This is a genomic window from Azospirillum soli, assembly GCF_017876165.1.
GTDB classification, from domain to species: domain Bacteria; phylum Pseudomonadota; class Alphaproteobacteria; order Azospirillales; family Azospirillaceae; genus Azospirillum; species Azospirillum soli.
Genome location: NZ_JAGINQ010000024.1, coordinates 1 through 23,274 on the forward strand (window position 1 = coordinate 1; position 23,274 = coordinate 23,274).

The window sequence follows — 23,274 nt, forward strand, 5'->3', positions numbered from 1 at the left end:
GGCCCAGCTCTCGACGCCATCACCGCAACCGATGCAAAAGCGTGGTTCAAGCTTTGCGGGTACCCGAATCTAAGCTGACCAGAAATCCGCTCTAGCACCACGTTGAAGAAGCGGCAGGCGCCGTCGCGGAGGTCGCGCAGGAACGCGGCCTTCCGCCCTGTTTCCGAATTCCAGTCGCGCAAGAGCGAGATCGCCGTGTCGTCCTCCAGGACGAAACCGGCGATGTCGATGGCGTTGGCCGTCGCATGCTCGCTTCGGCGCCCCTCGGCACGGCCATAGACGTTGCGGCAGGCGTAGCTGCCGAGATGCTGCACCCGCGCGACGCGCTGGCCGAAATGCCGCTCGGCCGCCGGCTGAAGGGCATGGGTCTCGAACAGCATCCAGGCGGCGGCGACCGGGCAGGTCACCGTGAAGCCGTTGTTGAACGCCACCTCCGACCGCGAGACCTGCACCGCGCCGGACAGGCCGCAGCCGGCATCGTTGGCGCGGTCCGGCACCGGGGTGAAGTGCAGGCGCGTGTCGCCGAGCACGGCGCGGCACTGCGCCGGGGCATCGTCCAGCCGGCTGAGCTTCAGGCGCGTCAGGACATTGGGTGCGGCCCGGATGTCGAGCGTCGCCCAAGGGTCGTACTGGGGCGGCAGAACGATGATCCCGCGCCAGACCAAGACTCCCGCCCCGGACAGGGCGACGATCGCCAGAATCAGGACCCACCGGAAAACCCGCCCCATTCAACGCCCGCCGTTCACGCCGCACCGACAGGGTGAACGCCGGTCGCGGCCATCGGCTCCCAAGTCATTCCCGGCGCTTGTCGCCTTCGGACGATTTGCTGTTCCAGCCCGAGTCCTGGTTGAGCCCACGCGCCTGCTGCGCGGCGGGGGATGAGCCGGGTGGCGGAAAACCGGCCTGCATGCGCGCCTCGCGCCATTTCAGCCGAAGGTCCGCCAACCAGTGGCCGGGCGCCTGATAGCCCACGGCGCGGTACTGGCCGGGTGGAACAGCCCCCTTGGCGCGGATATGGTCCGCGACCGCGTCCACCCACGCGTCGAAGGCCGCCATGAAGGCGGCGTCCTCGACCATGTGCTCGGCCTGATCCTCCGAATAGGGTTTGCCCTTGCCGGTCGTCGCGTGGGCCCACAGCCGGTCCGGCACCTCGATCCCGCTGTAGCGGCATTGCCAGACCAGGGAGCGGTAGGCGTCGCGCTCGTCCTCGAACGGCTCGGCGGCCGGGTCGAACCACGCCTTGTGCCGCAGCTTCTTCGGCCGGCCGGTCGGGTCCAATTCGTCCCCGCCCTCGTCGCCGTAGCAGAAGAAGGCGGCCGTCCGGCCCTCCAGATGGTTCCGGCTCAGCGCCTCCCACTCCGGGCTGCGTTCCAGCGCCATGGCCTTTTCCGGGTCCTTGTGGTCGATCAGATCCTCGCGCGGGTTGCCGCCGTTGGCGCAGACCAGACGGTCGAACATCAGCTTCAGATTACTGGTCGGCCCGTACCAGTTGATCGGCCCGACGATCGCCCAGGCGTCCGCCAGATCGAGCCGGGCGTAAAGGTCGAGATCCCACATCAGGTCCGGTTCGGCCGTGTCGTCCTTGCTGTAGCAGTTGCACGGCCAGACGCACAGCGCCATGGAGGTCGAGACGCAGGCGTTGCAGCTCTGAATCCGGGCGCGGCCATAGAGATTGCCCAGATCCTCCACATCGATCTCGAACTCCTGCGGCAGCCGTTGCTCCATCCGCAGAGCCAGCGCACGGGCCTTGCTGTCCACGCCGGGGCAATTGTACTGCCGCCGGTCGGAACCGGCGATCACCAGAACCCGCAAGGGGCGCTCGCCAGGGGGGCGGTGGGCGTTCGAATCATCGGGGTGCATGGGGCCTCAACAGCCCGCCGTCCGAGGCGTTGCGGCACAACCTTCCCCGGGTCCTGTTGGTGGGGTGAACCTCCCAATCCATTGGAGCGCAAAATGGCCAAGGCGGAATCGAAGAAGCAGCAGATGGCGGCGGGCGCGGCGCTTGCCGTGAAACGCGGCGAGGCGCCGAAATCGAGCCTGCGCGGCGCCTCGAAGGAGATGGCCGAATCCATGAGCGAGAAGGAACTTCACGACATGGCCGCGACGAAGCGCAAGAACCTGCCGACGCGGGAATCGAAGGACTGACAGCCCCGTTTCCTCACGCAAGTTTCCTCACGCAAGCAACCGCGTCTCCGGCACCGGCCGGGCGGACCGGGACGGGCGCCGTCCGTCCGGCAGGCGTCCGGTCGGGGCCGGGCCGGTCACCGGCATGGCAAGGGCGCGGCCCAAGGTGACCTGCTCCGCGTCGCGCACCTCCGGCACGCCGATCACGATGGCGTCCTGCAGCACGTTGAGCGTCAGCGTGCCATGCAGCCGGTCCCACAGGCTGAGCCCGCTCGACCAGTTCGATCCGGTTTCCTCCGGCACGATCGAATGATGGATGCCGTGCATGCGCGGCGTGACGATCACCCGGGTCAGCCAGCGCTCCACCTCCACGGGCAGGCGCAGGTTCGAATGGTGGAACAGGATCGACAGCAGGGTCAGCGTCTGCCACCGCGACAGAGCATCCGGCCGGACGCCGATCAGCACCACCTGCGCGGCGCGCCACGGCACCGACAAAGCCATCTCCGCCGCGTGGAACCGCAAGGCCGTGGAGGTGTCGAGGTCGAGATCCATGTGATGGATGCGGTGCAGCCGCCATAGCAGCGGCATCCGATGGGTCAGCACGTGCCAGATGTACAGCGTGTAGTCCAGCAACACCACGGCGACGGCGGTCTCCACCGGCTTCGGAAGGCCGAGGCGGGGCAGCAGCCCCCAGCCGTGCCGATCGACCCGCGCCGCCAGCGGCTCCACCACGGGCTTTTCCAGGGCGCGTATGGTGGCGGCGCTCAGCCCGGCGATGGCGAGGTTGCGGGCGACGTGGCGCCCCTTCGGCTCCACCGTCCGACGCAAGGGACGCCGCGTCTCCAGCCACGTCAGCGCGGCGAAGGTGCCGAGCATGGCAAGACCGGGCAACCAGGCGGCGGCGCGCGAGCGCGCGGCGGCCGTCATGGTGGTCTTCATGGCGGCCGTCATAGGTGCCTCAACACGGTCAGGATGGTGACGGGCTCGGCCGCGTCGAGCGCTTGGCGCATGGCGGCTTCGTCGGTGAACCGACCGCGCAGGCGGCGTCCCTCGCAGATGACCTCGACCCGGTCGGCGGCGAAAGGCCAGGGATCGACGGTCAGGTCCGCCGGATTGCCGCCCGGCGCGCGGAGGCGCAGTTCGGCGTGGTCCTCGCCGCTCGTCGGGACCTTGGGGATCCGCGCGTCCTCGGTGACGCCCCATCCGATGTCCAGCGACATGCGATCCACCGTGGCGACCAGCAGGCGGTTGCGCTCTACCGCCTGTGGGGAGAGGACCGACGCATAGCGCGGCTCGGCGGACAGGGCCTCGATGCAGGCGCGCTGGAAACGGTGCTGCTCGTCCAGGAAGCGGCGGACCAGCGCTGCGTCCTCCGGCGATGCCCGGTCGAAGTCGAAGAAGCTGCCGTAGATCGTGTCGGCGTGCAGCGAGACGAGCAGGGCCGGGTAGCGCCCAAAGGCGAGCGCGCGGCGCACGCCCTCGGTCCAAATCCCCGTGTGCGTCTTGGCGCCGAGTTCCTGAAAACCGTGCGGCCGGCCGGTCTTGGGATTCAGCGTCGGGGCGGCCTCCCAGGACAGCCAGCCGATGTCGTGCTGCTCCGCGCCCAGGCAGACCTCCTCATGGGGCGACGGCGGGGCGAAGGTGTCGTTGCCCCAGGCGCGGAGCAGTTGGCCCGACAGCCAGGCATGGCTCGGCTGGGGAATGGCGATCACGCCGTCGCCGTCTTCCCGGAACAGCATGGGTCAACACCTCCGCTTCGTGGCGTCCGAGCTGTCAACAGCGCCGGGGGCCTTCTGCGTTCCGTGCCTGTGCGCAAGCCGTTGCAGCGTCCCGGCCAACCGCCTTACGTGGCTGCCGGGCCAATAGAGGCGCCCGCAGGCCGGACAGCTGTTGAACGGCCCCTGCGTCGGGCGGGCACCGGGCGGGATGGCGGACAACTCGTCGGGGGAGGCTGGGCGCACCGGCGTGTTGTCCACCAGACACCGGGAGAAGGGGGCATTCAGCCAATCCACCCGGAAGGCATCGCCCAGGGCGTGCGCCTGCTCCTCCAAGCCTTCGCCGTTCAGCAGCCAGCCCTGCGCGCCGGCCGATTCCGCCAAACGGCGGTCGCGGGTCAGCAGGATTCGGCCCTCCGCCCGTGCCTGCTCCAGCAGCACGCGATCCGGCGTGCCGCCGTCGGCGAGCCGGGTGTCATAGCCCGCAGCCCGCAGCAGGCGCGCGAGCCGGCCCAACATCTCGTCACACAACCAGCGCATGATCGGTCAACAACAGGACCTATAAGGCCGGCACGGGGGCGCAGCGTCGAATGCGCCGCCCCGTCTTGCCGGTCCGGGCGGCGGCTACCACTTCCTGGGCGTCAACAAGACTCCATACGGCCCCGATAAGCTGACGGGCCGGACATCAGCAACATCGAGGGGGCGGCCCAACGCGGCCGGAAGAGACCATGCGTCGTCATCGTCGTGCCAAGATCGTCGCCACCGTCGGACCGGCGAGCAACACACCGGAAATGCTGAAAAAGCTGTTCCACGCCGGCGTGGACACCTTTCGTCTGAACTTCAGCCACGGCACCCACGACGACCACGCCAAGGTGCACGCCGCCATTCGCGCGCTGGAGGCCGAGGTCGGCCGCCCCATCGGCATCCTTCAGGACCTTCAGGGGCCGAAGATCCGCGTCGGCACCATCCGCGACGGCAAGATCACCGTCACCGCCGGCGACACCATCCGCTTCGTCCTCTCCGGGTCCGACGGCGACCAGAATTCGATCCCGCTGCCCCATCCAGAGATCTTCGCGGCCATCGTGCCGGGCCATCACCTGCTGATCGACGACGGCCGCGTGCGGGTCTCGGTCACCGGCCTCGGCGACGACTGGATCGAAGCCAAGGTCATCTTCGGCGGCACGATCTCCAACCGCAAGGGCGTCAACCTGCCCGGCACCGTGCTCGACCTCTCGCCGCTGACGACCAAGGACCGCGCCGACCTCGCTTTCGGGCTGGAACTGGGCGTCGATTGGGTCGCCCTGTCCTTCGTGCAGAAGCCGTCCGACCTGCTGGAAGCGCGCGGCCTGATCGGCGAGCGCGCCGGGCTGATGGCCAAGATCGAGAAGCCTTCGGCGCTCGACCGGATCGAGGACATCATCGGCCTGTCCGACGCGGTGATGGTGGCGCGCGGCGACCTGGGCGTGGAGATCCCGCACGAGGAGGTCCCCGGTCGCCAGAAGGAGCTGGTGCGCGCCTGCCGCCTGGCGGTCAAGCCGGTGATCGTGGCGACGCAGATGCTCGATTCCATGGTCGCCGCCCCCACCCCGACGCGGGCCGAGGCCTCGGACGTGGCGACCGCCATCTACGATGGCGCCGACGCGGTGATGCTGTCGGCGGAGTCGGCGAGCGGGGCTTACCCGGTGGAAGCCGTGGCGATGATGGACCGCATCATCCGCTCGACCGAGCAGCACAAGCTCTATCGCTCGATCATCGACGCCTCCGACCCCGGCGAGGAGCAGACCGCCCCGCACGCGGTGGCGGCGGCGGCGGCCGATCTGGCCGAGGTGATCCATTCCGCGGCCATCGTGGCTTTCACCTCCAGCGGCACCACGGCGGCGCGCATCGCGCGCAAGCGCCCGGCGGTGCCGGTGCTGGCGATCACGCCGGACGAGAAGCTGTCGCGCCGCCTGTGCCTGCTGTGGGGCGCGCACAGCGTGCTGTCGGAGGACATCCACACCTACGAGGAGATGGTCGAGCGCGCCACCCGCATCGCCCAGGCGGAGGAGTTCGCGAGGCCCAACGACAGCATGGTCGTGGTCGCCGGCATCCCCTTCGCCCAGGCCGGCACCACCAACAACCTGCGTGTTGTGCAGGTCGGCCCGTCATAATCCCGGCAGCGAGCGGGGCCGGATCAGGGTAGCGGGGCGGTCGTGTAGAGCGACACCCGCAGCCCGCCGTTCGACACCGAGAGGGGCGAGGGCGCGAAGGGCAGGCCGGTCGCCTTGGCGAGGGAATCGTCGTTCGTCACCACGCCGACCCGCCAGCCGGCGAAGCCCGCCAGCAGCGTCTGCCCGAGCGCGTGGTAGAGCGGATAAAGCTGCTTCTTGTCGCCGATCCGCGCGCCGTAGGGCGGGTTGACGATGACGAGGCCGGGCGGCCCCTCCGGCGCGGCGAGGTCGCTGACCGCGTGCTGCCGGAACTCGGTCAGGTCGGCGATGCCCGCGCGCTCCGCGTTGGCGCGGCTCATGCCGATGGCGCCGGCGTCGCGGTCGCTGCCGTAAAAGTGGATGGCCGGCCTGGGCCCGCCGCCCGTGGCGCGCAGGCCTTGCCACGCCGCCTCGTCGAAGGTCGCCAGCTGCTCAAACGCGAAGCGCCGCGACCGGCCTGGGTGCAGGCCGGCGGCGATCTCCGCCGCCTCGATGACGAAGGTGCCCGACCCGCACATCGGATCGACGACCGGCTCGGTGCCCTCGTACCCGCATTGGCGCAGGAAGAGGGAGGCCAGTGTCTCCCGCATCGGGGCCTTGTTGACGGCTTCCTTGTGGTTGCGCTTGTGCAGGGAGTCGCCGGAGGTGTCGACGCTGATGGTGCACAGGTCGTCGTCGATGCGCGCCTTGATGACGACCTCGGCCTCGGCGGACACCGGCGCGCCCAGTTCTTCCCGGATCGCCCGTTCAATCCGCTGCGCCGCCGCACCCGCGTGGTAGATGCGCGAGCCCTTGCAGGACGCCTCGACGCGGACGGGAACGTCGGCGCGCAGGATGTCAGCCCAGGCGACGCGCCGCGCGCGCTTGTCGAGCTGGGCCAGATGGAAGGCCCGGAAGGCGGCGATGCGCGCCAGCACGCGGGTCGCACCGCGCAGTTCCAGGTTCGCCCGCCAGACCTCGGGCCAGCCGCCCTTGACCGTCACGCCGCCCTTGACGGGCGTGGGCTCCCGGAAGCCCTTGGCCTGCACCTCCGCGCACAGCACGGATTCCAGGCCGGGAGCGGTCACGATGAAAATCTCGAAGTCGGCGTCTGTGTTCATCCCGCCTACATATCGCGAAGGCCCGCCGCTATCGACAAGTTTATCGGAACATCCTTAGCGGGGCGGCTGGCCCATCCCGGCCGCCTGTTTGCGGATCCAGCCCCGGAAGGCCTGCAACGGCGGATAGGATTCGCGCTTGGTCGGCCACGCGAGGTAGTAGCGCCCGGCGCTCTCCACGGGGCCGTGCAGCGCCTCCACCAGATCGCCCCGCGCAAGCTCGCTCTCGATCAGGAATTTGGGCAGCAGCGCCACCCCCATGCCGGCGGTCGCCGCCTGGGCCGCCGTGGCGAACTGGTCGATCAGCATGCCGCGCACGCCGTCCGGACGGACGTCCATGGCTTCGAACCACCGCTCCCAGGCGTCGGGCCGCGACACCAGATGCAGCAGGGGAGCGTTCAGCAGATCCTTCGGCTTGGCGAAGCGGTGTCTGGCGAGCAGGTCGGGGCTGCAGGCCGGCACCACCGTCTCCCTCATCAGCAGGTCGAGTTCGGCGCCCGGCCATTCCGGCGCGCCGAAGTGGATGGCCGCATCGACCTGATCCACCTGGAAATCGAAGGGGGCCAGCCGGGTGGTCAGGTTGACGGTGATCCCCGGATGTTCCGCCACGAAGCCGGGCAGCCGGGGCGCCAGCCAGCGCGTGCCGAAGGTCGGCAGGATCGCGAGGTTGAGCGTGCCGCCGCGCGGGTTGGCGCGGAAGTTCAGCGTCGCGGTCGAGATGTGCTGCAACGCCTCGCGCACCTGCTGTGCGTAGGTCTCGCCGGCCAGCGTCAGCCGGACGGTCTGCCGCTCGCGTACGAACAGCTCGGACCCCAGCATGTCCTCCAGCGCCCGGATCTGGCGGCTCACCGCGCTCTGGGTCAGGTTCAGCTCGGCCGCCGCCGCCGTGAAGCTCTGATGGCGGGCCGCCGCCTCGAAGGCGCTCAGCAGGGACATCGAGGGCAGGAACCGCCGGACAATCGCCACGTCGCACCAAAACTCATTCCAATCCGTCATGAGGTTACACGGCAACGTCAATTGAAACAACGAAAGGCGTCGGCCAAGATGATGCTTGCCGCGCATGACCAGCCCTTTCGGGGAGAGGACGCCGATGAAGAACGATTCACGCAGCCATGGCCTGTGGGAGCGCTCGGCCCCTCCGCCGCCGGCCACCGCCCCGCTGAACGGCGACATCGACGTGGACGTGGCCGTGATCGGCGCCGGCTTCACGGGCGTGTCGGCGGCGCTCCACCTCGCGCAGGGCGGCGCCTCCGTCGCCGTGCTGGAGGCGGTGGAGATCGGCTTCGGCGGCTCCGGCCGCAACGTCGGCCTCGTCAACGCCGGCATGTGGGTGATGCCGGACGAGTTGCCCGCCGTGCTGGGCGACACGCACGGGCCGCGGCTGCTCGACCTGCTCGGCAACGGGCCGAGCGTCGTCTTCGACCTGATCGAGCGCCATGGCATCGCCTGCGAAGCGGAGCGGCAGGGCACCCTGCATTGCGCCGTGGGGCCAAAAGGCTTCAAGGAACTTCAGGAGCGCGCCCGGCAGTGGCAGGAGCGCGGGGCCCCCGTCCACCTCCTCGGCGCGGAGGAAACGGCCGGCAAGGTTGGAACCAGCGCTTACGCCGGTTCCCTGCTCGATCTGCGCGCCGGGACCATCCAGCCGCTTGCCTACGCCCGTGGTCTGGCCGCCGCCGCCATCGCCGCCGGAGCAACAGTCCACACCGACAGCCCGGTCACGTCGGTCGCCGACGAGGGCTCGGCGTGGCGCCTGCGCACGCCGCGCGGGTCGGTCCGCGCCGCGTGGGTGATCGTCGCGACCAACGCCTACACCAGCGCGATCCCCGGCGGTGTCTGGCCGGAGGTGCGCGGCGAACTCGTCCATCTTCCCTATTTCAACCTCGCGACGAAACCGCTCGCGGACGATCTGGCCCGCTCCATTCTGCCCGAACGGCAGGGCGTGTGGGACACCTGCGAGGTTCTCAGCTCCTTTCGCTTCGACCGGCAGAACCGGCTCGTGTTCGGCAGCGTCGGCGCGTTGCGCGGGACAGGACTTGCGATCCACCGCAACTGGGGCCGGCGGGCGCTCGCCAAGCTGTTCCCGCAGCTCCGGGGCGTGGAGTTCGAGACGGAGTGGTACGGCCAGATCGGCATGACCGACAACGCCCTGCCGCGCTTCCATCGCCTCGGCCGTCAGGTCCTGTCCTTCAGCGGCTACAACGGCCGTGGCATCGCGCCCGGCACGGTGTTCGGGCGGTGTCTGGCGCAACGGGTGCTCGGTACGCTGAGCGAGGCCGACCTGCCGCTGCCGGTCACCGATCCCGAACCCGCCAAATACCGGGTCGCGAAGGAAGCCTATTACGAGGTCGGCGCCCAGCTGGTCCACGTCGCGGGCGCGCGCTTCTGAAGGACCGGCGGGGCATGGCGAAAGACCGGCAGCCTCAGATTACTCGATCGACGTTCGGAACCGGTAGCCGACGCCCGGTTCGGTGACGATCAGGCCCGGTCGGTTGGGGTCAGCCTCCAGCTTCTGGCGAAGCTGCTTCACATAGACGCGCAGATAGGCCGTGTCGTGGACGTGCGCCGGCCCCCAGACGGTGCGCAGCAGTTCGGTATGGGTCAGCACATGGTCGGCGTGGCGGGCGAGTGCGGCCAGCAACTCGAACTCGCGCCGGGACAGGTGGACCTCCTGCCCGTCGCGCGTCACCACGCGGCGGGCGAGGTCCACGGTGACCGGCCCGGCGGCGACGGTGGTGGGCGGCGGGCCGTCCTGGGGGCGCTGGCGCAGGGCCGCGCGCACGCGGGCCATCAGCTCGGCCGTGCCGAACGGCTTGACCACATAGTCCACCGCCCCCCGGTCCAGCGCCTCGACCTTGTCGTATTCCTGCGCCCGCACGGACAGGACGATGACCGGCGCCGGCCGGATCGCCTGGATGGCGGTGACCACCTCCTGCCCGTCCAGGTCGGGAAGGCCGAGGTCGAGGATGACCAGATCGGGCCGCTCGGCCTCGAAGGCCGAGATGCCGCCGCGCCCGTTCTCCGCCTCCACCACGGCGTAGCCGTTGGCGCTCAGGCTGATGCGCAGGAAGCGGCGGATCTGCGGTTCGTCATCGACGATCAGAACCTTGGACATCGTGGGGAGCATTGTGGAGGGCATGGCGCGGCTCGTTCATTCTCCGGCGGGGGTGCCGGCGTCCGCCAGATCCGGCTCGGCGGCGGCGGGCAGGGTGATGGCGATGATCGTCCCGACGCCGTTCCGGCCCGGCCGCGCCGCGATGGTGCCGCCGTGCGCCTCGACGATGCCCCGGCAGATGGCCAGCCCCAGCCCGGTGCCGGCGGTCTGGCTGTCGCCGGCCTGGACGCGGTAGAACATGTCGAAGACGCGCTCGCGGTCCCGCTCGGGGATGCCTGGCCCCTGGTCGCAGACCTCGGCCTCGACCCGCTCGTCGCCCCGTTCGGCCCGGATCGACAGGGCCGTGCCCTCCGGCGCGTATTTGCAGGCGTTGTCGATCAGGTTGAAAAACACCTGCTCCAGCAGCACCGGGTCGGCGCGCAGCAGCGGCAGGTCCGGCGCCAGCTCCAGCCGCACGCGGCGGTCGCGCAGCATCGTGGACGCCCGCCGCAGGGCGGCTCCGAGGACGTCGCCCAGGTCCACCCAGTCGGCGCGCGGCTTCAGGGCGCCGGAACCGATGCGCGTCATGTCCAGCAGGTTCTGGACAAAGCGGTTCAGCCGCTCGGCTTCCTCCTGGATGGTCTGCGCCAGCTCCAGCCGTTCGTCCGGCGACAGGGTCTTGCCGTAGTCGTGCAGGCTCGACGCCGCGCCGAGGATCGAGACCAGCGGTGTGCGCAGGTCGTGCGACAGGGAGGACAGCAGGGCCGCCCGCAGCCGTTCCGTCTCGGCGGCGACGCGCGCCGCCTCCACGTCGGAGACCAGAGCCGTGCGCTCGACGGCCACCGCCGCCTGATCGGCCAGGGTCGCCAGCAGCCGGTTCTGCTCCGGCGTCAGCAGGTCCCGGCCGGCGGCCAGCTGCACCCCCAGAACGCCGACCGGCCCCCGCCCGGTCCTCAGCGGCAGGAACAGCCAGTCCGAGGAGGGCAGCGTGGCCGACCCGCGCCCGGCCGGCTTGCCGTTGTCCCACGCCCATTGGGCCGCCGCCCTGGCCCGTTCGTCGAGCTGGTCCTCCGGCGGGTAGCCGGCCTTGATCTCCAGCCGTTCGTCCTCGGGCATCAGCACCAGCGAGGCGCCGTTCATGGTGGCCGCCACATGGTGGACGACCGCCCACAGCACGTCGTCCAGCCCGACCGCCGCCGAGATGCGGCGGTTGAAGTCGTACAGGTTGGCGGTGCGCCGGGCGCTCAGCCGCGTCGCCTCCACCTGGGCGCGCAGCCGGGTGGCGAGGTTGGAGGTGATCATGGCCGCCGCCAGGAAGAAGAACACCGTCAGGATGTTCTGCGCGTCCGAGATGGCCAGGGTCAGGCGCGGCTCGGTGAAGAAGAAGTTGAAGACGCAGAAGCTGAGGACGGAGGCGAAGACCGACGGCCAGCGCCCGTAACGCATGGCGACCAGCAGCACGCCGATCAGATAGGCGACCGAGATGTTGGCGACCGGCAGCCACAGGTCGATCAGGAAGGCGACGCCCGTCGCCGCCGCGACGACGGCGGCGGTGGCCGCGTAGGCCGGCCAGTCCACCGGTTCGCGCGCCGCACCGGTTTCCAGCGTCCGCGCCGGGCGGTCGTCCTCCCCGGCCATCACCAGCAGGTCGAAATCCTCGGTCTTCGCCAGCAGCTCGGCCGTGACCGAATGGCCGAGGCGGCGCAGCCAGCGCCGGGGCCGCTCCCGGCCGACGATGATCTGCGTGGCGTTGCGGGACCGCGCGAAGGACAGGATTTCCTCCGCGACCCGGTCGCCCTGGACCACCACCGTCTCCCCGCCCAGCTGTTCGGCCAGCAGCAGCGCTTGGGCGATGCCGTCCTTGTCCTCCTCCGACAGGGATTGGTGGCGGTGCGTCTCGACGTAGAGCACGACCCAGGGGGCGTCGCGCCGTTCGGCGATGCGCTTGGTCGTGCGCACCAGCCGCAGCGCCTGCGGCCCGTCGCCGACGCAGGCGACGATGCGCTCGCGCGTCGGCCAGGGGCCGGCGATGGCGTGCGAGCGCATGTAGCGCAGCATCTGCGCGTCCACCCGTTCGGCCGCCTGCCGCAGGGCCATTTCGCGCAGCGCCGTCAGGTTGCCGGGCGAGAAGAAATGGCCGATGGCGCGCCGCGCCTGCTCGGGCACATAGACCTTGCCTTCCTCCAGGCGGCGGATGAGTTCCTGGGGCGGCAGGTCGATCAGCTCGATCTCGTCGGCGCCGTGCAGGACGCTGTCGGGCAGCGTCTCGCGCACCGTGACACCGGTGATGCGCTCGACGACGTCGTTCAGGCTTTCCAGATGCTGCACGTTGAGCGTGGAGTGGACGTCGATGCCGGCGTCCAGAATCTCCTCCACGTCCTGCCAGCGTTTCAGGTGGCGGCTGCCGGGGATGTTGGTGTGGGCCAGCTCGTCCACCAGCACCAGCGCCGGGCGGCGCGCCAGGATGGCGTCCAGGTCCATTTCGTGGAACGGCCGCCCCCGGTAGTCGATGGCCCGGCGCGGCAGCACGTCCAGCCCGGTCAGCAACGTCTCCGTCTCGGCGCGGCCGTGCGTTTCGACGACGCCGACCAGCACGTCCACGCCCTCGCGCCGCCGCGCCTGGGCGTCTTCCAGCATGGCGTAGGTCTTCCCCACGCCGGGGGCGGCGCCGAGGAAGATCTTCAGCCGGCCGTGCCGCTCGCGGATGGCCTCCTCGAGCAGCGCGTCGGGTGACGGACGATCGGTGTGGTCGGTGTCGGCCATGCGTGTCGGCGTCTACTTCATGGGGAACCGTTCGTCGAGCGCGAGGTTGAGCCGCAGCACGTTCACCCGCGGCTCTCCCAGCATGCCCCAGAACCGGCCTCTGGTCTCCTCCGCGATCAGGGCGCGCACCGCCTCTTCCGGCACGCCGCGCGCCCTGGCGACGCGGGCGGCCTGATAGAGCGCCGCCGCCGGCGACAGGTCTGGGTCGAGGCCGCTGGCCGAGGCGGTGACGAGATCGGCCGGCACCGGCCCCTTGGCGTCCGGGTTTTCTGCTTTTACTGCCTCCACCCGCGCGGTCACCGTGTCCGCCAGCGCCTTGGCCGTGGGGCCGAGGTTCGACGCGCCGGAGGCCGCCGCATCGTAGCCGTTGGGGCCGGCCGCCGACGGGCGCGGGTGGACATACTCCGGCCGGATGAAGCCTTGCGCGATCAGGGCCGAGCCGACGACATGGCCGTCGCGCTCGATCAGGCTGCCGTTCGCCTGGGCCGGAAAGACCGCCTGGGCGATGCCGGTGACGGCCAGCGGATAGACGAGGCCGGTCAGCACGGTCATGGCGGCCAGCAGCAGAAGGGCGGGGCGAAGTTCCTTGAGCATGTCTTCCTCCGGGTCAGGCAAGGCCGAGGGCGGTCACGGCGAGGTCAATGGCCTTGATGCCGAGGAACGGCACCACGAGGCCGCCGAGGCCGTAGACCAGCAGGTTCCGGCGCAGCAGCACGGCGGCCGGCGCCGGCCGGTAGGCCACACCCCGCAGCGCCAGCGGGATCAGCGCCACGATGACCAGCGCGTTGAAGATGATGGCGGACAGGACGGCGCTCTGCGGGCTCGCCAGCCCCATGACGTTCAGCGCCTGCAACTGCGGGATGCCGGCGATGAACAGGGCCGGGATGATCGCGAAGTATTTCGCCACGTCGTTGGCGATGGAGAAGGTGGTCAGCGCCCCCCGGCTCATCAGCAGCTGCTTGCCGATCATGACGATCTCGATCAGCTTGGTCGGGTCGCTTTCCAGGTCCACCATGTTGCCGGCCTCGCGCGCCGCCTGCGTGCCGGTGTTCATGGCCACGCCCACGTCGGCCTGTGCCAGCGCCGGCGCGTCGTTGGAGCCGTCGCCGCACATGGCGACCAGCCGCCCCTCGGCTTGGTGGGAGCGGATCAGCTCCAGCTTGCGCTCCGGCGTGGCCTCGGCCAGGAAATCGTCCACCCCGGCCTCGGCGGCGATGGCGGCGGCGGTCAGCGGGTTGTCGCCGGTGACCATGACCGTCCGGATGCCCATGGCCCGCAAGGTCTGGAAGCGCTCGCGGATGCCCGGCTTGACGATGTCCTTCAGGTAGACGACGCCCAGCACGCGGGCGTCCTTCGCCACCAGCAGCGGCGTGCCGCCGGCCTTGGCGACGCGCTCCACCGCCAGGGCCAGATCGCGCGTCACGTTGCGTTGGCCAACGCGGGCGACGATGGCGTCGGAGGCACCCTTGCGGATTTCCGTTATGGCCGCCTGGGGGGCGGCCTGGGCGCCGACCGACCGCAGCCCCCGGCCGGCCGGGTCCTGTCCGGGCACGTCCACGCCGCTCATGCGCGTCTGGGCGGTGAAGGGGATGAAGGTCAGGGCATCGCGCTCCAGCCCGTCGGGATGGAAGCCGAAACGCTCCCGCGCCAGGGCCACGATGGACTTGCCCTCCGGCGTCTCGTCGGCCAGCGAGGCGAGGAAGGCGGCCTCGGCCAGTTCGCGCTCGGCCACGCCGGGGACGGGGATGAACTCCGCCGCCTGCCGGTTGCCCAGCGTGATCGTGCCGGTCTTGTCGAGCAGCAGCACGTCCACGTCGCCCGCCGCCTCCACCGCGCGGCCGGACTTGGCGATGACGTTGAAGCGCACCAGCCGGTCCATGCCGGCGATGCCGATGGCCGACAGCAGGCCGCCGATGGTGGTGGGGATCAGCGTGATCAGCAGCGCCACCAGATAGACAGCCGGGATGACCGTGCCCGACCAGCTCGCGAAGGCCGGCAGCGTGACGACGACCAGCAGGAACAGGACGGTCATGCCGACCAGAAGGATGGTCAGCGCGATCTCGTTCGGCGTCTTCTGGCGCTTGGCGCCCTCGACCAGCGCGATCATGCGGTCGAGAAAACTTTCGCCCGGATTGGTGGTGATGCGCACAACGATGCGGTCGGACACCACCCGCGTGCCGCCGGTCACCGCCGACCGGTCGCCGCCGGACTCGCGGATCACCGGGGCGGACTCGCCGGTGATGGCGCTTTCGTCCACCGTGGCGATGCCGGACACCACGTCGCCGTCGCCGGGGATCACGTCGCCCGCCTCGACCAGCACGAGGTCGCCAGCGCGCAGCGACGTCGCCGGAACGGCGGTCGTGGTGGTGGCGTCGGCCGAGGCCAGCTTGCGGGCCGGCGTCTCGGTCCGGGTCTTGCGCAGGCTGGCCGCCTGGGCCTTGCCGCGTCCCTCGGCGATGGCCTCGGCGAAGGTCGCGAACAGGACGGTGAACCACAGCCACGCGGCGATCTGCCCCTCCACCGCGACGCTGCCGCCGGTTGCGAGGTCGCCGGCGGCCAGCAGGCTGGACAGCAGCGCCGCCACGGCGGTGACGAAGATCACCGGGTTGCGCGCCAGATCGCGCGGGTTCAGCTTGCGCACGGCGTCGAGGGCGGCGCCGCGCAGGATGGCCCGATCTAACAGGCCGATGGCTTTGGGCCGATGGATCATGATGCCTTCGCCTTTCAGAAAAGGGTGCCGGTGGCGAGCAGCAGATGCTCCGCGATCGGTCCCAGGGCGAGTGTGGGGAAGAAGGTCAGGCCGCCGACGATCAGGATGACGCCGACCAGCAGGCCGACGAACAGCCCGCCGTGCGTCGGGAACGTCCCGGCCGAGACCGGCACCGCCTTCTTCGCCGCGACCGAGCCCGCGATGGCAAGCACCGGCACGATGATCAGGAAGCGGCCGATCAGCATCGCCAGCGCCAGCATGCCGTTCTGGTAGGGCGTGTTGGCCGCGAAGCCCGCGAAGGCGGAGCCGTTGTTGGCGGCGGCCGAGGTGTAGGCGTAGAGGATCTCCGACAGGCCGTGCGGCCCGGCGGCCGTGGCCGACGCGGCGCCGGCCGGCAGAACGATGGACAGCGCGCCGAGGCCGAGGATGCCGAAGGCCGGCGCCAGGATGGCCAGCACAGCCAGCTTGATCTCCCGCGCCTCGATCTTCTTGCCGAGGTATTCCGGCGTGCGGCCGACCATCAGCCCGGCGATGAACACCGCCATCACGACGAACAGCAGCATGCCGTAGAGCCCGGCGCCGACACCGCCGACGATGACCTCGCCCAGCATCATGTTGACCAGCGGCACCATGCCGGCCAGCGGCATCAGGCTGTCGTGCATGGCGTTGACCGCCCCGCAGGACGCCGCCGTGGTGACCACGGCGAACAGGATGGTGGAGGCGATGCCAAAGCGCACCTCCTTGCCCTCCATGTTCACGGGCTGGTCGAGGCCGAGCGCCGCCAGTGCCGGGTTGCCTTGCGCTTCCGCCCAGCAGGCCACCGCGACCCCGGCCAGGAACAGCACGCCCATGACGGCCAGCAGAGCCCAGCCCTGGCGCACGTCCCCGACCATGCGGCCGAAGCTGTTGGTCAGGCCGGCGCCGATGGCGAAGATCGCCACCATGTGGATCAGGTTGGCGAGCGGCGTCGGATTCTCGAAGGGATGCGCCGCGTTCTGGCCGAAGAAGCCGCCGCCGTTGGTGCCCAGATGCTTGATCATCATCTGCGAGGCGACCGGCCCATGCGCGATGACCTGCCGGTCGCCTTCCAGCGTCGTCGCCTCCGTGTAGGCGCCCAGCGTCTGCGGCACGCCCTGCCACACCAGCACCAGCGCGCCGACGACGCAGACGGGCAGCAGCACGTAGAGCGTGGTGCGCGTCAGATCGACGTAGAAGTTGCCGACCGTGCGCGCCGACCGCCGCGCGAAGCCGCGGATCAGCGCCACCGCCACGGCGATGCCCGCCGCCGCCGAGACGAAGTTCTGCACCGTCAGCCCGGCCATCTGGCTGAAGTAGCTCAGCGCGCTTTCGCCGGCGTAGGCTTGCCAGTTGGTGTTGGTGACGAAGCTGACCGCCGTGTTGAAGGCGAGGTCCGGCGGCATCGACCCCAGCCCGGCCGGGTTGAACGGCAGCCAGGACTGCGCGCGCAACAGCGCGTAGAGCAGCAGCACGCCCGCCAGACTGAAGGTCAGCACCGACAGCGCGTAGGCGGTCCAGTGCTGCTCCTGCTCGGGGCGGACGCCGCACAGCCGGTACAGGGCGCGCTCCAGCGGGCCGAGCGCGCGGCTCAGCGCCACCCGCTCGCCGCTGAAGACCCGCGCCATGTAGCCGCCCAGCAGCGGCGTGATCGCGACGACGATGCCGACGAAAAGAACGATCTGAAGAATGCCCGAGGCGTCCATGGATGCCCCCCGCTCACAGTCGGCTGAAGGCGTGGACCAGCAGCGCGCTCAGCCCGAAGAAGGCAACGGCGCCGCCAAGGAAAAGCAAGTCGAGCAAAACGCCCTCCCGCGATGGATTTCACGCACCATCAGTTGCGCGGAGGGGCATAAAGGATCGATATGGATTTCCGCCCCCGTCCATAAAAGCGGCGTAAAGCCCTTTCGGACGGGGTGGGGAATGCCTGCGAAAGGACGCTTTTAGGGCTTGAGCCGGCGTTTGGCGAGGGCGCGGTGCAGCCTCATGCGCTCGGCGACCGTGCGCAGGCGGCCCCGGACGCCCGGCGCGAAGAGATGGTCCAGGTTGCCGCCGAACATCTCCCAACTGCGCACAGGCCCGGTGTCGATGTGCAGGAAGGAGGAGCGCGGGTACCACCCCACGCCGCCGCGCTTGAGATCCAGCGCCTTGCGGCGCGCGTCCGGCAGGCGCGACGGGAAGGTGATGTCCAACGCCTTGCCGAGCAGATGCTGGCTGCGTTCGGCCACGCCGAGGCCCTTGCTCGCCAGCTTGGCGTTCGTCTCCGGCGTGCGGAAGGCGGACAGCACGGTCACCTTGCTCTGCCCGATAGCCTCCATGATGTCGGCCAACAGGTCGAGTGTCCCGATATCCACCGGGCCGACCTTGTCGGCGTGATGGTCGCGCAGAAGCTTGGCCAGATCGGCCATGGCGTCGGGCAGGGGGCCGTCCGCGTCGCGGTAGGGACCGTCGAAGGTCTCGCCCGTGTTCTGGTTGCGGATCGACAGCCGGCGTGCGGTGGCCGGCTGAGCCAGCGCGGCGGCCGGCATCAGCACGAGCACGCCGCCGCCGGCGAGGAGATCGCGGCGTCTGAGAGACATCAAGGACATGGCCCCGAGATTCTCTCCCGCCTGCGGAATGTCAACCGAATAGGTCGTAATCGGCCGAAGGCGTCCGCCGCGAATCCCGCGAAACGGACCCTCAGGAACGGGCGCCGGGGCCGCCCGCCGTGTCCGGCAGAACCGCCGTTTCGGAGGCCGTCTCGTCCTTCATACCGGCCTTGAAGCTTTTCACCCCCTTGGCGAGGTCACCCATCACGCTCGGCAGCTTGCCGGCCCCGAACAGGAGCAGGACGAGCAGCAGAACGACACCCCAATGCATCAAGCTGAAACTACCCATGAGGTCCTCCGGTAAGAAACGGATCAGGCCCGCAGCGCGAGGACGCTGCCGTCGCGGCGGGTGAGGCGGGCGGCGACGCCCGGTGTTGCGTTGACGACGGCTTCCGCCCGATCGGCCGGAAGGATGGACAGCGCGGTGGACAAGGCGTCCGCCGTGGTGGCGTCGGGGGCGAGCACGGTGACGGCCAGCCATTCCCATGCGCAACCGCCGCTCACCGGGTCGAACAGGTGTGTGAAACGCCCGGCAGGGTCGAAGCGGGTGCCGTACCCGCCGGACGTCGCGACCGCCCGATCGGCGACCTCCAACGTCGTGGTGGTGCTTCCCTCTGCCACTGGGTCGACGAGTCCGACGCTCCAGGGCCGGCCGGACGGGTGATGGCCGAGCGCGCGGATCTCGCCCAGGTCCACCAGCACGCGGTCCATGCCTTCCGCCGTCAGCCGCTCGGCCACGCGGTCGGTGACATAGCCCTGGGCGATCCCATTCAGCGTCACCGCCATGCCGGAACGCGCGAAGGCGATGCGGTCCGGCTCGACGCGGAGCTTCCGGTAATCGACCAGACCGCGCGCCGCCCGCAGGGCGCTGGCGGGTGGGCCGTCCGCAGCGGCGCCGGGCCGCCCGAAATGGCCGGCGTAGAGCTGCCAGAGCGGCTGCACGGTCACATCGAACGCCCCGCCGGTGCGCTGGCCGAAGGCCACGGATTCCGACAGCAGGCGGACGAGGTCGGCGGGGGGCGCGTCCAGCGCGCCGTCGCGGTTGAGTCGGGACAGGGCGGAGTCCGGCCGGTAGAGGCTGAACACGCGCTCCAGCCGCGCGACCTCCTCCAGGCACAGGGCGATCAGCCGGTCGGCCTCGGCGGGGTCGGGATGGGCCAGTTGGATGCAGGCGTCCGCCCCCAGGGCCACGCCGCGCCACGTTCGGACGGGCATGTTTTCGGCAAGCAGCTTACCCGGCAGCAGGGCCAGCCCGGCGGCCGTGGCGGCGATGCCGAGGAAGCGGCGGCGGTTGAGCGGGTGCGTCGTCAATGCCCGCCTCCATGCCCGTTCCCGTGTCCACTCCCATGTCCATCCTGTTCGCCATGCTCCTCCGACGCGGTCTGCGGGGTGAGGATCTCGTCCTCCTTCACGTCGGCGAAGCGCTTGACCGTCCCGCCGTTGGCGGCGGCGAAGGAGCGGGCGGCGGCTTCCTCGGCGAAGGGGAAGGGCTCGGCATCGCCCATGCCGCCGCGCTGGCGGCTGTTCAGCACGTACCAGGCCTTGCGCGCCTCGACCCACACGGACAGGTCGGGCTTCTGCGGGTCGGGGGACTTGCCCATGTCGGTGACGTAGATGGCGCGGATTTCCTTCGGCTCCTCCGGCAGCATGGTGAAGGCGAAGGTGTCGCGGACGGAGGACAGCCAGACCGGCCGGTCCTGCCCCTTCACCTGCACCTGCCCCTTGGGGCCGGGATGGTCGGCGAGGTTCATGCCGCAGTAATGGCCGATGGCGTCGGCGGCGATGGCGACGGGCGGCGGCGGGGCCGTCTCCGCGCGCTCCTGCTGGCAGGCGCTCAGCGGAAGCAGCAGGCAGGCGGCGAGCAGCGTGGCCTTCAGAGAGGTGCGCATCAGATTTGCTTCCTCGAAAAGAGAGCGACGGCGAGCGCCAGCGGGGCGACGACCCAGCCGGCCAGCACGGCGAGCAGAACGGGGGCGGAGACCTGCGCCTGCGCGGCCAGCCCGGCGGTGCCGGCGAACAGGCTGACGTTCTTGAAGCCGGTCAGGTTGAACAGGCGGTAGGTGTCGGCCGGGTTGGCCAGCAGCAGCCAGTTCAGCAGGTCGGCGTTCAGCGTCTTGCCGCCGTCGGCCACCAGCAGGCCCAGCAGGCCCATGTCGTACAGCAGGACGAAGCCCAGCCAGACCGCTACGGCGATGCCCGCCGCCGTGCCCCGGTCGCGCACCAGCGTGGAGGCGAGATAGCCCATCGCCGTGAAGGCGGCGCCCAGCAGGACGCTGGACCCGATCATGGCGGCGAAGGCGCGCCAGCTCTCAGGTTCGATCTCCACCTCGCCCATGGACAGGGCCACCCCGGCGGCGCCGTAGCCCAGCACGGTGGCGAAGGCGATGATGCCGGCGTGGCCCAGGAACTTGCCCAGCAGCACCTGCCAGCGCGCGACGGGGTAGGAGAGCAGCAGCGTCATGGTGCCCCGGTCGATCTCCCCCACCACTGCGTCGAAGGACAGCAGCAGCGCGATCAGCGGCAGCAGGAAGATGGTCAGGCTGGACAGGCTGACGATGGTGACCTCCACCGGGCCGACGCCGACCGTGCCGGTCGGGGCCGCGCCCAGGAAGCTCAGCGTCAGGGCCAGCGCCGCCATCAGCAGCGTCGTGGCGACGACCCAGCGGTTGCGCAGGCCGTCGCGCACCTCCTTGGCGGCGATGATCAGGAGCGTGTTCATTCCGCGGCCTCCCGGCGCAGGAAGTGGGCGTACATCTCGTCCAGGCTGGGCTGGACGATCTCGATGTCGGTGACCGCGGGACCCTCACAGGCGATGCGGCGCACCGTCTCGACCTTGTCGTCGTTGGCGCAGGTCATCTCCACGACGTTGCCGTCCGGCATGGTCAGGCGGATGCGCACCGGCAGCTGGGCGAGGCCGCGCAGCGTGGCGAGCGTGCCGTCGGCCACCTTCCGCCCCCGGTTCATCACCACCACGCGGTCGGCCTGCCCCTCAAGTTCGGTCAGCGCGTGGCTGCACAGCAGGACGGTGGTGCCGGCGTCGCGCAGGTCGCGCACGATCTCGTAGAAGCTCTGGCGGAGCGCGGGGTCGAGGCCGGTGGTCGGCTCGTCCAGAAACAGGACCAGCGGCCCGCCGAGCAGCGCCTGGGCGAGCGCGAGGCGCTGGCGCATGCCCTTGGAATAGGTGCCGACGCGGCGCTTCACGGCGGCGGGTTCCAGCCCGACGCGCTCGAACAGGGCGTCGTTGTCGCGGCGGTTCGCACCCTTCAGCCGGGCGTAGAAGTCCAGCGTCTCCCGCCCGGTCATGCTTGGGTGGAAGGCGACGTTTTCCGGCAGGAAGCCGACCTGACGGCGGATGTGGGACGCGGCGGCGCTGGCCGGATCGGCGCCCAGCACGCGGACGCTGCCGGCGGTGGGCGTGGTCAGACCCAGCATCAGCTTGATCAGCGAGCTTTTGCCGGCGCCGTTGTGACCGACCATCGCCACGCATTCGCCGGGGGCCATGGTCAGGTCCACCTCGCGCACGGCGAAGGCGTCGCCGTACTGCTTGGAAACTCCCTCCACGCGGATGGTGGGCGCATCGGTCATGGCGTCGTCCTTTCGGCCGATTGCGGTCTGGCCGTTATGGTTGGCGGATTCATGAGGGGGGCGCTGTCGATCACCCCGCCGGGATGGAGCGCCGGGAACTGCTTCTGCGCCCAGCGGATCACCTGCACGCCGGGGCTGTTCATCAGCAGCTTGGCGGACGGGTAGGCCCACATCACCCGGTCGATCACATCGTTCGGCCGGTAGGCCTCGTCGGCGATGCCGTCGCCGTTCAGGTCGAAGGCGGCGTTGTCCGACCAGTAGTTGCCGCGCCCCTTGTCCGACCAGTCCAGCGCGCGGGTGCCGACATACTTCACCTGCGTGCGGTTGGCGACGAAGGCGTTGCCGGTCAGGGCGTTGCGCTCCGACCCCGCCGTGAAGTGGACGCCGATCTCGCAGTTCTCGAACCGGTTGTTCACGAAGCGGTTCTTGTTGGCGTTGTAGATGAAGACGCATTTCCAGGTGCCGAACCGCTTGCCCTCCGTGGGGCCGTCGCTCGCCACCGGCATGTCCTTGTCGGCGACGGTCTCGACGGGGCCGTCCTGTTCGGCCGCGAAACGCCCGTCGATGTGGTTGCCCTCGATGATCGCGCTGTTGGCGTAGTTCAGCAGCAGCCCGTGTTCGCGGGCACCCAGGGAGCGGTTGTTCCGGATCACGAGGTTGTTCGAATACATGATCGCGTAGCCGACATGGTTGCCGACCGACAGATTGTCCGACACCTCGGAGTCGTTGGTGTACATGTAGTGGACGGCGAAGCGTACCCGCTCGAACCGGTTGCGGGCGAAGACGTTCTTCTTCGACGTCGTGGTGAAGATGCCGTCGCGGCCGTCGCGGACGGTGTTCTCCAGCACCTGGGTGCCCGGCGCGTTCCACAGCTGGATGCCGTTGCCGCGCTCCGCCACGCGCAGGTCGGTGCGGCCGGTCACGTCGTTGCGCCGGACCATCACGTCGTTGGCGCCCCAGACATAGACGCCGATCAGGTTGTCGCGCAGCCGGTTGTCCTCGATCACCCCCCGGTGGGCCTCCTTGCCCAGGAAGATGCCCGCGTGCTGCTCCGCCAGGCTGAGGCCGGAGTTGCGGATCTCCAGGTTCCGGACGGTCACGTCGGGGGCGAGGATGGTCAGCGCGCTCCGCTCGCCCCACCCGTCGATCACCGCGCCCGGTTGGCCGAGCAGGGTGACCGGGGTCTTCACGGTCAGCGGGCCGGGGTGCATGCCGGGGGCGAGGAGAAGCGTGTCGCCCGCCGCCGCCGAGGCCAGGGCGGCGTCCAGCTCGCCCGGCGCCACCGTCACCGTGGCCGAACGCGCCGGACCGGCGGCGACGGCCGTCAGGGCAAGCGCGGCAGTGGCGAGGAGGAGCGGGAGGCGGTTGGTCATGGCGGTTCCTGTATGGGAAAGCAA

General features: G+C 70.2%; 22 protein-coding genes. 3 read left to right on the forward strand and 19 right to left on the reverse strand.

All coding sequences use genetic code 11. From position 1 onward, the window contains the following. Window positions 1-728, reverse strand: a 728-nt coding sequence (locus J2852_RS26010; protein ID WP_209881309.1) for an extensin-like domain-containing protein, incomplete at its 3' end; no start/stop codon positions are given. 64 nt (window positions 729-792) lie between these two features. Further along, window positions 793-1,860, reverse strand: a complete 1,068-nt coding sequence (locus J2852_RS26015) for an NAD(P)H-dependent oxidoreductase (RefSeq protein ID WP_209881311.1) — start codon at window positions 1,858-1,860, stop codon at window positions 793-795. Window positions 1,861-1,953: 93 nt separating this feature from the next. Between J2852_RS26015 and J2852_RS26020 the strand changes: the two genes are divergently transcribed. Continuing rightward, window positions 1,954-2,145: a DUF3008 family protein gene (locus J2852_RS26020; RefSeq protein ID WP_209881313.1), complete on the forward strand. Its 192-nt coding sequence runs from the start codon at window positions 1,954-1,956 to the stop codon at window positions 2,143-2,145. 27 nt (window positions 2,146-2,172) lie between these two features. On the opposite strand, the gene J2852_RS26025 is transcribed toward J2852_RS26020, so the two are convergent. The 3 genes from J2852_RS26025 to J2852_RS26035 are packed head-to-tail and all read right to left on the reverse strand — an operon-like array spanning window position 2,173 to window position 4,379. Then, entirely contained in the window at window positions 2,173-3,063 is an 891-nt protein-coding gene (locus tag J2852_RS26025; protein WP_209881315.1) for a sterol desaturase family protein, read from the reverse strand. Between the two features lie 8 nt (window positions 3,064-3,071). Continuing rightward, the gene (locus J2852_RS26030; RefSeq protein ID WP_209881317.1) at window positions 3,072-3,863 is read right to left on the reverse strand and encodes a DUF3891 family protein; all 792 of its coding nucleotides are present in this window, start codon (window positions 3,861-3,863) and stop codon (window positions 3,072-3,074) included. Between the two features lie 3 nt (window positions 3,864-3,866). Next, window positions 3,867-4,379 carry a Mut7-C RNAse domain-containing protein gene (locus tag J2852_RS26035; RefSeq protein WP_281418483.1) on the reverse strand — a complete coding sequence of 171 codons (513 nt, stop codon included), beginning with the start codon at window positions 4,377-4,379 and terminating at the stop codon, window positions 3,867-3,869. Window positions 4,380-4,567: 188 nt separating this feature from the next. On the opposite strand from J2852_RS26035, the gene pyk reads away from it, so the two are divergent. After that, a complete protein-coding gene (pyk, locus tag J2852_RS26040; RefSeq protein WP_209881321.1) occupies window positions 4,568-5,989 on the forward strand; it encodes a pyruvate kinase in 1,422 nt (473 codons plus the stop codon). Window positions 5,990-6,012: 23 nt separating this feature from the next. Here pyk and J2852_RS26045 read toward each other — a convergent pair whose 3' ends face one another. Then, window positions 6,013-7,128 carry a THUMP domain-containing class I SAM-dependent RNA methyltransferase gene (locus J2852_RS26045; RefSeq protein WP_209881323.1) on the reverse strand — a complete coding sequence of 372 codons (1,116 nt, stop codon included), beginning with the start codon at window positions 7,126-7,128 and terminating at the stop codon, window positions 6,013-6,015. Window positions 7,129-7,182: 54 nt separating this feature from the next. Then, window positions 7,183-8,121, reverse strand: a complete 939-nt coding sequence (locus J2852_RS26050; RefSeq protein ID WP_211112344.1) for a LysR family transcriptional regulator — start codon at window positions 8,119-8,121, stop codon at window positions 7,183-7,185. A 94-nt stretch (window positions 8,122-8,215) separates the two neighbouring features. On the opposite strand from J2852_RS26050, the gene J2852_RS26055 reads away from it, so the two are divergent. Further along, window positions 8,216-9,511 carry an NAD(P)/FAD-dependent oxidoreductase gene (locus J2852_RS26055; RefSeq protein ID WP_209881325.1) on the forward strand — a complete coding sequence of 432 codons (1,296 nt, stop codon included), beginning with the start codon at window positions 8,216-8,218 and terminating at the stop codon, window positions 9,509-9,511. Between the two features lie 39 nt (window positions 9,512-9,550). On the opposite strand, the gene J2852_RS26060 is transcribed toward J2852_RS26055, so the two are convergent. The 12 genes from J2852_RS26060 to J2852_RS26115 all read right to left on the reverse strand — a co-directional run bounded on the left by J2852_RS26060 (window position 9,551) and on the right by J2852_RS26115 (window position 23,250). Beyond that, the gene (locus tag J2852_RS26060; RefSeq protein WP_246499992.1) at window positions 9,551-10,261 is read right to left on the reverse strand and encodes a response regulator; all 711 of its coding nucleotides are present in this window, start codon (window positions 10,259-10,261) and stop codon (window positions 9,551-9,553) included. A 12-nt stretch (window positions 10,262-10,273) separates the two neighbouring features. Then, the gene (locus J2852_RS26065; protein WP_209881327.1) at window positions 10,274-12,979 is read right to left on the reverse strand and encodes a sensor histidine kinase; all 2,706 of its coding nucleotides are present in this window, start codon (window positions 12,977-12,979) and stop codon (window positions 10,274-10,276) included. Window positions 12,980-12,991: 12 nt separating this feature from the next. After that, window positions 12,992-13,573 (reverse strand): potassium-transporting ATPase subunit KdpC, encoded by a 582-nt coding sequence (kdpC, locus tag J2852_RS26070; RefSeq protein WP_209881329.1) that lies wholly within the window; start codon window positions 13,571-13,573, stop codon window positions 12,992-12,994. 13 nt (window positions 13,574-13,586) lie between these two features. Beyond that, the gene (kdpB, locus tag J2852_RS26075; protein WP_209881331.1) at window positions 13,587-15,689 is read right to left on the reverse strand and encodes a potassium-transporting ATPase subunit KdpB; all 2,103 of its coding nucleotides are present in this window, start codon (window positions 15,687-15,689) and stop codon (window positions 13,587-13,589) included. Between the two features lie 14 nt (window positions 15,690-15,703). Further along, complete coding sequence (gene kdpA, locus J2852_RS26080; RefSeq protein ID WP_209881333.1) at window positions 15,704-17,410, reverse strand: potassium-transporting ATPase subunit KdpA; 1,707 nt, start codon at window positions 17,408-17,410, stop codon at window positions 15,704-15,706. A 237-nt stretch (window positions 17,411-17,647) separates the two neighbouring features. Continuing rightward, window positions 17,648-18,283, reverse strand: a complete 636-nt coding sequence (locus tag J2852_RS26085) for a YcbK family protein (protein ID WP_246499993.1) — start codon at window positions 18,281-18,283, stop codon at window positions 17,648-17,650. A gap of 100 nt (window positions 18,284-18,383) precedes the next feature. Further along, entirely contained in the window at window positions 18,384-18,581 is a 198-nt protein-coding gene (gene tatA / locus J2852_RS26090; protein WP_209881337.1) for a twin-arginine translocase TatA/TatE family subunit, read from the reverse strand. A gap of 23 nt (window positions 18,582-18,604) precedes the next feature. After that, entirely contained in the window at window positions 18,605-19,603 is a 999-nt protein-coding gene (locus J2852_RS26095) for an FAD:protein FMN transferase (RefSeq protein WP_246499994.1), read from the reverse strand. Further along, on the reverse strand, window positions 19,600-20,181 hold the full coding sequence (locus J2852_RS26100) for a nitrous oxide reductase accessory protein NosL (RefSeq protein ID WP_209881339.1): 582 nt from the start codon (window positions 20,179-20,181) through the stop codon (window positions 19,600-19,602). The genes J2852_RS26095 and J2852_RS26100 overlap by 4 nt, the downstream gene beginning before the upstream one ends. After that, a complete protein-coding gene (locus tag J2852_RS26105; RefSeq protein WP_209881341.1) occupies window positions 20,181-21,011 on the reverse strand; it encodes an ABC transporter permease subunit in 831 nt (276 codons plus the stop codon). The genes J2852_RS26100 and J2852_RS26105 overlap by 1 nt, the downstream gene beginning before the upstream one ends. After that, the gene (locus tag J2852_RS26110; RefSeq protein WP_209881343.1) at window positions 21,008-21,877 is read right to left on the reverse strand and encodes an ABC transporter ATP-binding protein; all 870 of its coding nucleotides are present in this window, start codon (window positions 21,875-21,877) and stop codon (window positions 21,008-21,010) included. The genes J2852_RS26105 and J2852_RS26110 overlap by 4 nt, the downstream gene beginning before the upstream one ends. After that, the gene (locus J2852_RS26115; protein WP_209881345.1) at window positions 21,874-23,250 is read right to left on the reverse strand and encodes a nitrous oxide reductase family maturation protein NosD; all 1,377 of its coding nucleotides are present in this window, start codon (window positions 23,248-23,250) and stop codon (window positions 21,874-21,876) included. The genes J2852_RS26110 and J2852_RS26115 overlap by 4 nt, the downstream gene beginning before the upstream one ends. Window positions 23,251-23,274 lie beyond the last annotated feature (24 nt).